Below are 8,431 nucleotides of genomic sequence, written 5' to 3' on the forward strand. Positions count from 1 at the left end.
GCCGTCAAAACCGTTCTTTGCGCTGTTCACTGAAAGCTATGTCACTTCTACCTCACCGTCTGGTGCGTGCATACCTTGTTGACGACACGCCACATGGGAAGTATCGCCAGGCTGTTTCGGTACAGGGCATTGTGTCTCTTTCCCCGATCATCGGCCTTTTTGTTTTCTTTTTCTGGCGGGCATTTGCGGGTGTCGGTATCGAATGGATCATGCCGTCGATTCTTGCTCTGGCAGTTGGCGGGGTCTTTATGGCCATCTCTACGGCTGGAAGATATGTCAGGAAGGGAGGGATGCGGCGTTTCATTGGCTTGCAGCTATACGCCCTTTTCTGTTGGCTCCTGACGGCCTCTGTCGTGTTTTCTACCCCCTACCTGCTACCTTGGGCCGCCTGATGCCTTCAGGCTCTCACAAAGGCTTACAGCCCCCTTTTTGGGGGTTTTTTGTTTTTGCCTAGAAATCCGGTGTTCCGCTGGCCTGTCTGATCATTTCCTGCGCGTACTCTGCCAAGGTACTTTTCATTCCAGAGGAATACTCATGTCAAAAGCTACATCTTCGGCCACAGGCGACCGTCGCACGATGCACCTTGCGCTTGGCGGTATTATCGGCAGCGGATTGCTGGCAACACTTGCATTCGGTTTGCTGCTGAACGCCCAGACTGAAACGGCTGATCAACTCCAACAGACCAATGCGAAACTGTCTGACCTTGCCGATGCCATCAACACTTCCTCTGGACAGCAAACGCGTAACACTGACCTGGTGGCCGCCGTTGATCAGGTGATGCAGCAGCGAGCGCAGGCCGAGCAAGAGGCACAGCGCCAGGCATTGTTAGAGGGGTATGACAATGCCCCTACCGATTTGGAAGACGATACGCCCTGGACATACGGGGATGCTGACGCTCGCTTCACGCTGTACACCTATTCCGATCCCAACTGCCCGTACTGCCGTCAGTTTCACAATACTCCCAAGCAACTTGTTGATAGCAGTCAGGGCGTGATGAAGGCTCAGTACCATCACATGACGATCATGGATGCCAACTCGACCACCCAAGCATTGGCGAGTGAGTGTGCAGGCCGTCTCGGTGATAATCAGCATTTCTGGGCGCTTAACGACTATATCTACGAGAATCATCAGGTGCGCGAAGCGGGTTTGCTCGATGTAGCTGAAACGATGGGTTTTGATCGTTCAGCGTTTCGTCAGTGTATGCAAAGCAGCGATGTACAACGCCATGTGGCTGTTCTTGGGCGTGAAGCACAATCAGAAGGTGTTACGGGTACGCCGACATCGTTTTTGATCGACAACGAAACGGGAGAGGAAGTCCGTTTGTCTGGGGCGCAGCCGCCAGGAGCCATCATTTCGGCATTAAGGGGCATGATCGAGCAGGAGAGTGCGGAGGCAGGAACAGCCAACGGCCAACCCGCTGAACAGGAAGGTTAATTATGCTCCCCATTTCCCCGATTGCGATTGCCATTGGTGTCGCCCTCTTTCTGGCCAGAACGAACCTGGCAGGCTTGATAGGCGGTGCAGTGCTGGGGATGGCATTGATGCACCTTTGGCCGGAATACTTTATGCCCGTTTATACCTGGGTCGGCGGCTTGTTGGATTCGCTGGGCATTGGGGACTGGCTGGACGCGTCCAATCAGTCTGCTCCCGTGACGCCCGATGCCGAGTAAAACGCCCCATTCACCTAATGACTGACGCCCTTTTGAGGGCGTTTTTTTTGGAGCGGAACATGCTTCCATATCTAGCATTGCCAGCGATGGCACTTGGGCTCGCGCTGACAATTCCGCCTGCCCTGGGAACGGCGAAAACAGTTATCTCCTCCGGCGATACTGTGTCGGATTCGACAAACCACCACAACGTCCAGATCGTCGTGAGCCACGACTGTCAGCGTGCCTGGTGTCCCGATATTAGGGATCGTTTACAGATAGAGGTACAAGCAGCTCATTATCGGCCAGACCGACACCTTGCAACGATCACAGTTGAACCGCTAGAACGACATGGACGTTTTGCCGAGCCCCGACGACGACTCGATGTTTTGACAGCGGGCGGTCAAGGGAATATGCCGCCAGGCGCGCCAGCACCCTGGGTCAATGCCGAGCTTTTGTCGGGTGCCTCATCAGTGAAACCTACAGAATCGACGCATCGTACCCCTTGGCGGACGTTACCAGACTGGATGCCCCCTTCATCGCTTTCACAATGGAAGTCGGCTAACTCGCAAACCTTGATAGACTCAGCAGACAAAAAAACACAAGGATGGCTTCCTAGATTAAATAACGCTGTTGAGCATTATATAAACCCTTTGGTTGAAAAAGTGCGTTATGTCATTAGTAAAGAAGGCGATGGCTCATGACATCGTTCTGCAAATGTTCTTATCTTCGGTCTTTACAAGGCATAGCGAATTTTTTATGTGCTTTTTTGCACAACACAGCTTTTTTAGCTGGCTTTATTTTATTGAGTATTTTTAGTGCTTTTTTACCTTTAATAATTCTTTGGGCTGTTTATAGCGTTTTTGCACATATTTCTTCTTGGTTGTTCGCCGCCGGTGTTCGTCCTGCATGGCCAGAGATTGACTGGGTGCCGCTATCCCAAAATACGTTGATTCATCTCGCCCTGGTGATCGCGTGGGGGCTGCTGTGTCTTTTGGTTTGGAATGGGGCGAAGCAAGCGATGAGACACCGCAAACGACAGTTGCAGCGTTTGGCCAAGGGGAGATTGGTTAAGGTATCGGCAGACCATCCTATCGCGCTCTATACACAACGTCTGTGCAAGCAACATCGTATCCGATGCCCACACCTTTGGGCCGCCGAGAATGCCTATGTGGTTGCTTTTGTCGTTGCGCCGCCAATAAGAAAATCTCACTTGGTACTGTCAGCGGGTGTTTTGCAGTTGCCGTCGGACATATTGCGCTGGGTGATCGCTCACGAAGTCGGCCATCTGGTTCATGGGGATGCCCGCCATGTGTTTGCCTGGCAGCGCTTTCTGGACAGCGTGCTTGCTTGGCAGCGCCTACGCTTGAAGGTCGTGAAATGGCTTGTTCGGCTATGTTACTGGATACCGCTAGTAGGCCATCCTCTTTGCCGCTTGTTGGTTGGTTTTGAGCGTCTATTCCAAAATTTGGATAAAGCTGGCAGACAGCTCGGTGGTGCAGCTTACGAGGCGTTGACACTTTGGGCGTCACGGCGTAGTGAATTTCGCGCTGACGCCTTTGCAGCGTCACAGGAAGGTGCAGAGCCAGGCATCGCGCTGTTCAGATCGCTGGCAGCGGCTTCCACGTTTGAGCCTTTGCAGCGGCCTATCTGTCTTCGCACACATCCGACGCACCACGAGCGTGTGAAGGCGCTTAAACGTTTTAACTCATAACCTCATAACCTCATTCTTTTATTTGAGTTTATGACCATTTGATAAAATCCCCATTTCTTCATAAGCTCAGATAAGGTTCCTACACGATGGCGGAGATACAATGCACGTTATTGCGGTTTTAAATCAGAAAGGCGGTTCGGGTAAGACGACGATTGCAACGCACCTGGCTACTGCGCTGATGATGGCAGGACATGATGTACTGTTGGTTGATTCAGACCCCCAAGGCAGCGCCCGTGATTGGGCAGCGGTTCGTGAGGATCAGCCGGTGCCGGTAGTCGGCATTGACCGTCCAACCATAGGGCGTGATTTGAAAAACCTGGCTCGCAAAGAATTTGTGGTGATTGATGGCGCGCCACAGGCAGCCGATCTGGCAGCGTCTGCCATTAAGGCAGCAGATTTTGTGCTGATTCCGGCACAACCAAGCCCGTACGATATTTGGGCGACAGCTGATCTTGTCGAGTTGGTGAAGCAGCGTATTGAGATCACTGACGGCAAGATGCAAGCGGCGTTTGTTGTCTCCAGGGCGATCAAGGGGACGCGGATAGGGTCGGAAGTCACCAATGCACTTAACGAATATGAGTTGCCGGTGCTTGAGAGTCGGGTTACTCAGCGGGTTATCTACCCCACGACGGCCGCAACAGGTACAACGGTCTTCGACCAAGACCCTGACGGCCCCGCATCTATTGAAATCAACGCATTGATGAACGAGCTGAAAGCAAAGCTCATTTGAGGTTTTGGGGCTTTGATCAATTGAGTTTTTACGTTAATGCGGCAATAATGATTTGAAGTTATGATTTTTTGAGGTTGTTGAGATGACCAAAGGTGTACTTAGTGCTGGACGCCCAAGCGCGAAAGCAGACAAGCGAAAAGAAGCGACGTTAGCGAGCCTGGCAGACAGACCGGCCAAAAAACGGGTCAACATTGATCTGACGTATGAAGAACATCAGCGGTTGAAGATATACGCGGCTCAGAATGGCATGACCATCAAGGATATCCTGCGTGAACAAATTGATAAGTTGATCGACGGCGATCAAGCGTGAAAGTGTTTTTATTCATTGCATCAAAACCTCATTTGAAGAAAAGCCCATCGGGTTTTTTGAGGTTGACTGATCAGGAGAGGGCGGATGTCTGACAGGTTCTCACGACTTGATCGGCTTAAAGAGCAGCTGGATCAGTATCGACCGCTGCCTCATGCCGTTGTCCGCAACCTACATGAATCGCTGGTTTTGCAATGGACTTACCATAGCAACGCCATCGAAGGGAATACGCTCACGCTCAAGGAAACCAAGGTCGCTCTTGAAGGTATTACGGTGGGTGGAAAAACCCTGCGAGAGCACTTTGAGGTTATTAACCATCGAGAAGCGATTTGGATGGTTGAAGACTGGGTTAAGCAGCGTGAGCCTCTATCCGAATGGTTGATCAAATCGCTGCACCAGCTGGTACTCAAAAACGTCGACGATCAGAATGCCGGAGCGTATCGCCAGGTCAATGTCATGATATCAGGTGCCGAGCACCGGCCACCTGAAGCCTACAGGGTTCCTCAGGCGATGAGCGATTTTCTTCATTGGTATCATCAAGAGGCTGGCACTTTGCACCCCATTGAGCGAGCTGCCCGTTTGCATGGTGAGTTCGTCAAGGTTCACCCTTTCGTTGATGGGAATGGGCGGACATCGCGGCTTCTGATGAATTTCGAGCTGATGAAAGCAGGGTTCCCTGCCGCTCTGATCAAGGTAGAGCAGCGGTTGGCTTACTACGAAGCACTGGATACTGCCCATTGCACCGGCAACTACGATCTTTTTGTCGACTTGCTTTGTGACAGCGTGGAAAACAGCTTTGAGCCTTACTGGTGGGCGCTGGGCATTAATAGACAGCCGGACAGCAAATGAGGTTTTGATGATAGTATCAAACAAGGTTTTGAGGTTGTCCGCTTTTGGTGCCTTGATGATTTCATCATTGTCTGTCCATGCTGACGTTGCCATCGCAACCTGGAACATTAACCACTTGGGCTGGAACAACGACAAGGACTTAGCGATTTTAGGTGAGATAGGTAACAGTTTCGATTTGCTCGCAGTGCAAGAGGTCATGAGCGAAGATGGCGCTGAAAATTTGCATCTGTCGTTGGAGCAAGCATCAGGTGAACCTTGGGGATACGTGATGAGTCACCTGATCGGGCGCAGTAGCTATAAAGAGGCGTATGCGTTCTTCTGGCGAGAATCAGAGGTGTCAGCATCGGGTGGGGACGCTGTGTTTTTCGACGGTGCGGACGTCTTTGCACGGTACTCACACGCATTTTAAGTGAAATCCTAATCCTACACATCGAAAATGTGTGAAGAGGGTTGAGTATCTTTCATTAAGCTAAAAAAAAGTGTGGGTTCCGACCTCAGCCACGTCCCTTCTTTTGAAGTTTGCGCAACATCAAAAAAGCAAGTTGATAAATCAAAAGGATAGAAATGCAAGAAGGCCAGTTCCGTGTATTGCTTGAATGCGTTGATCTGAAAAGTGTCGCTATTGTGGGCGTGCTTATGAGTAATGCCTGGTGCTTACAATTTACCAGGAAAAATGGTCAGCAACTGTTGTTGGACTCGCACCGCTCCGCAATGTTTTAAAATGGGGTATCCGCAAACTAGTGCGTAATTCCACTCCAGCCTACAGAGTGTCAGTTCATCCGTAAACCGGAATTGCGTGTGTGATAATCGTGTCGTATCATCAGGCTTCTAAACCGGAACTAAGTGTGTATTCTGTCGCCAGAATTCGCACGTAGTCGAAGGCTCGACGAACGACTGGTCAGGAGTGGAAACATGGCGATTAGTCAGGCACGCATTATCGAATCCATGGAGCAGGCCTGCTCCAACGTAAATCCGGATGAGTTCATTTTCTCCTTCCTTGATGCTTATGGATTTCCGAAAAGCACCATAACCCGCCTTCGCAAGCGCGATGATAGCCGGAACGTTGCAAGTGGCAATGACGTTGGACTGAAGAAGAAGCTCTACTTCCGATCCGCTCCAGAGGGAGCCGATTTGAACGCCGAAGCCGACTCCCTCAAGGCAAGTGAAGTCGTATCTCGGAACGATATCCGCTTCGTTATTGTGACTGACTTCAAGAGCCTGGTCGCTCTCGATCTCAAGGCAGAAGAGCGCCTTGAAGCCACGATGGAGGAGCTGGATAAGCAGTACGCCTTCTTCCTGCCGCTGGCTGGGTATGAGAAGGCGGTCATGTATTCAGAGCATCCGGCAGACGTTAAGGCCTCTGAGAAGATGGGGCGGCTGTTTGATCTGATCCGTGAGCGCAATGATCTGTCGAAGCCTGAAGACATTCATGCACTCAACGTTTTTCTGACTCGTCTACTGTTTTGCTTCTACGCCGAAGACACCGGAATCTTCAAGCAAGGTCAGATGACGTCTGGCATCCAGTCAACAACTCAGGAGGATGGATCTGACGTCGACCAGTTCTTCACAGATCTGTTTACCGTCCTCAACCTCGACGATAATGCGCCCGTGCGAAAATCGATGGCTACTCACTTTCAGGAGTTCCCCTACGTTAATGGTGGCCTCTTCGAAGCTGATGAGCCTATTCCTGAATTCGGAAGAAAAGCTCGCCGGCTTCTGATTGATTGCGGGAACATGAATTGGTCTGAAATCAATCCTGACATTTTCGGGTCGATGTTCCAGGCGGTCATTGATGAAGAGCAGCGGGGCAATCTGGGGCAGCATTACACCTCTGTCTCCAACATTATGAAGGTGATTCAGCCTCTGTTCCTCGACAAGCTGTACGCGGAACTTGAGAAAAGCCGGAAGAATGAACGAAAACTAAAAGAACTGCTTCTGCGCCTTCAGAATCTACGCATCTTTGACCCAGCCTGTGGCTCAGGAAATTTCCTGATCATTGCTTACAAAGAGTTGCGAAAGCTGGAAATGGAAATCATCGACGCGCTGAACACGGTGTCGGACCAAACTGAAATGTACTACTCCGGGATTAAGCTGTCCCAGTTCCATGGTATCGAAATTGATGACTTTGCACATGAGGTTGCCATCTTGTCGCTGTGGCTCGCAGAACATCAGATGAATATGTTGTTCAAAGAAAAGTTTGGTTACGTCGATGCAGCGCTCCCCTTGAGAGACTCCGGCCATATTTTACACGATAATGCTTTGACTTTAGATTGGAAGGAATTTTGTCTGCCAAATGACAAAAACAACAATCTTTTTGAGGTGTATATATGCGGAAACCCTCCTTTCTTGGGGAAAGCCGACAGGTCTTCAGACCAAACAGCTGATATGGAATTGGTTTTTAATGATTTGAAGAACTATAAAAATTTGGATTTTGTCTCTTGTTGGTTTATGAAAGCTGCTGAATATCTATCTCAATACCCTCAGTCTTATTCTGCATTTGTAGCTACTAGTTCTATCACGCAGGGTGAGCAAGTCGGTGTATTATGGCCGGAAATTTTCGAACTCGGCATTGAGATATTCTTCGCCCATCATACTTTTAAGTGGAAAAATAGCGCGAAATCAAACGCCGGCGTTCATGTGGTTGTCATTGGCCTAGCAAAAAATCCGGAGAAGCGGGCTCTTTATTATGAAGTTGAAAGTGGCACAGTAGAGGCCGAGGTTCCTTGCATAAATCCCTATTTAGTCCCGGCATACAGCGGGCCGGTAATTGCCCGTAACTTTCCATTAAACGCATCCGTCCCAATGATGGATGGCAATAACTATACTAAATGTGCTGGTTTAATTTTAAGTCCGGCCGAAAAGGAGGTGTTAACGTCCGAGGAGCCAGGTTCTAAAAAGTATATAAGAAAGTTTTTAGGAGCCGATGAGTATCTAAAGTCGAAGGAGAGATACTGCCTTTGGCTTGTGGATGCGTCAATAGAGGAAATAAATGCACTGCCCAAAATAGCTGAGCGTGTTGAGTCTGTACGGAATGAAAGGCTAGCGAGTAAGAAAAAATCGACCCGTGAGAAATCCTCCAAAGTACCGCATCTATTCCCTGAGATTCGGCAACCTAAAGCTGGCAACTACCTCTTAGTGCCTCGGGTTACATCTGAGCGGCGCAAATATGTGCCGATTGGATACAT

At 50.0% G+C, this 8,431-nt stretch carries 10 protein-coding genes; all 10 read left to right on the top strand.

All coding sequences use genetic code 11. The features are described 5' to 3' along the window. Nucleotides 1–392 (top strand): hypothetical protein (locus tag ACT3T6_RS17410; protein WP_444625970.1); only part of this gene is annotated, 392 nt, incomplete at its 5' end. A 142-nt stretch (nucleotides 393–534) separates the two neighbouring features. After that, entirely contained in the window at nucleotides 535–1,434 is a 900-nt protein-coding gene (locus ACT3T6_RS17415; RefSeq protein ID WP_193054912.1) for a DsbA family protein, read from the top strand. Between the two features lie 2 nt (nucleotides 1,435–1,436). Then, nucleotides 1,437–1,670 carry a hypothetical protein gene (locus ACT3T6_RS17420; protein ID WP_192539303.1) on the top strand — a complete coding sequence of 78 codons (234 nt, stop codon included), beginning with the start codon at nucleotides 1,437–1,439 and terminating at the stop codon, nucleotides 1,668–1,670. Between the two features lie 59 nt (nucleotides 1,671–1,729). Beyond that, nucleotides 1,730–2,350, top strand: a complete 621-nt coding sequence (locus ACT3T6_RS17425) for a hypothetical protein (protein WP_192539304.1) — start codon at nucleotides 1,730–1,732, stop codon at nucleotides 2,348–2,350. Nucleotides 2,351–2,667: 317 nt separating this feature from the next. Next, nucleotides 2,668–3,360 (top strand): M48 family metalloprotease, encoded by a 693-nt coding sequence (locus ACT3T6_RS17430; protein ID WP_192539305.1) that lies wholly within the window; start codon nucleotides 2,668–2,670, stop codon nucleotides 3,358–3,360. A 100-nt stretch (nucleotides 3,361–3,460) separates the two neighbouring features. Continuing rightward, the gene (gene parA / locus ACT3T6_RS17435) at nucleotides 3,461–4,090 is read left to right on the top strand and encodes a ParA family partition ATPase (RefSeq protein ID WP_192539306.1); all 630 of its coding nucleotides are present in this window, start codon (nucleotides 3,461–3,463) and stop codon (nucleotides 4,088–4,090) included. 82 nt (nucleotides 4,091–4,172) lie between these two features. Beyond that, nucleotides 4,173–4,400 (top strand): plasmid partition protein ParG, encoded by a 228-nt coding sequence (locus ACT3T6_RS17440; protein WP_192539307.1) that lies wholly within the window; start codon nucleotides 4,173–4,175, stop codon nucleotides 4,398–4,400. 84 nt (nucleotides 4,401–4,484) lie between these two features. Next, nucleotides 4,485–5,246, top strand: coding sequence for a Fic family protein (locus tag ACT3T6_RS17445; RefSeq protein WP_193054913.1), 762 nt, complete (start codon nucleotides 4,485–4,487; stop codon nucleotides 5,244–5,246). Nucleotides 5,247–5,253: 7 nt separating this feature from the next. Further along, entirely contained in the window at nucleotides 5,254–5,655 is a 402-nt protein-coding gene (locus tag ACT3T6_RS17450) for a hypothetical protein (protein WP_192539309.1), read from the top strand. 503 nt (nucleotides 5,656–6,158) lie between these two features. After that, a partial coding sequence (locus ACT3T6_RS17455) for a DNA methyltransferase (protein ID WP_444625971.1) occupies nucleotides 6,159–8,431 on the top strand: 2,273 nt, incomplete at its 3' end.

It is taken from the genome of Halomonas sp. 72 (assembly GCF_052379785.1).
GTDB lineage: Bacteria > Pseudomonadota > Gammaproteobacteria > Pseudomonadales > Halomonadaceae > Vreelandella > Vreelandella citrativorans.

What these genes read in the sequence shown, in the direction of transcription:
- ACT3T6_RS17415 (WP_193054912.1), top strand. Translation starts at nt 535, where the DNA reads ATGTCAAAAGCTACATCTTCGGCCACAGGCGACCGTCGCACGATGCAC.
- ACT3T6_RS17445 (WP_193054913.1), top strand. Translation starts at nt 4,485, where the DNA reads ATGTCTGACAGGTTCTCACGACTTGATCGGCTTAAAGAGCAGCTGGAT.
- ACT3T6_RS17440 (WP_192539307.1), top strand. Translation starts at nt 4,173, where the DNA reads ATGACCAAAGGTGTACTTAGTGCTGGACGCCCAAGCGCGAAAGCAGAC.
- ACT3T6_RS17450 (WP_192539309.1), top strand. Translation starts at nt 5,254, where the DNA reads ATGATAGTATCAAACAAGGTTTTGAGGTTGTCCGCTTTTGGTGCCTTG.
- ACT3T6_RS17425 (WP_192539304.1), top strand. Translation starts at nt 1,730, where the DNA reads ATGCTTCCATATCTAGCATTGCCAGCGATGGCACTTGGGCTCGCGCTG.
- ACT3T6_RS17420 (WP_192539303.1), top strand. Translation starts at nt 1,437, where the DNA reads ATGCTCCCCATTTCCCCGATTGCGATTGCCATTGGTGTCGCCCTCTTT.
- ACT3T6_RS17430 (WP_192539305.1), top strand. Translation starts at nt 2,668, where the DNA reads ATGAGACACCGCAAACGACAGTTGCAGCGTTTGGCCAAGGGGAGATTG.
- parA (WP_192539306.1), top strand. Translation starts at nt 3,461, where the DNA reads ATGCACGTTATTGCGGTTTTAAATCAGAAAGGCGGTTCGGGTAAGACG.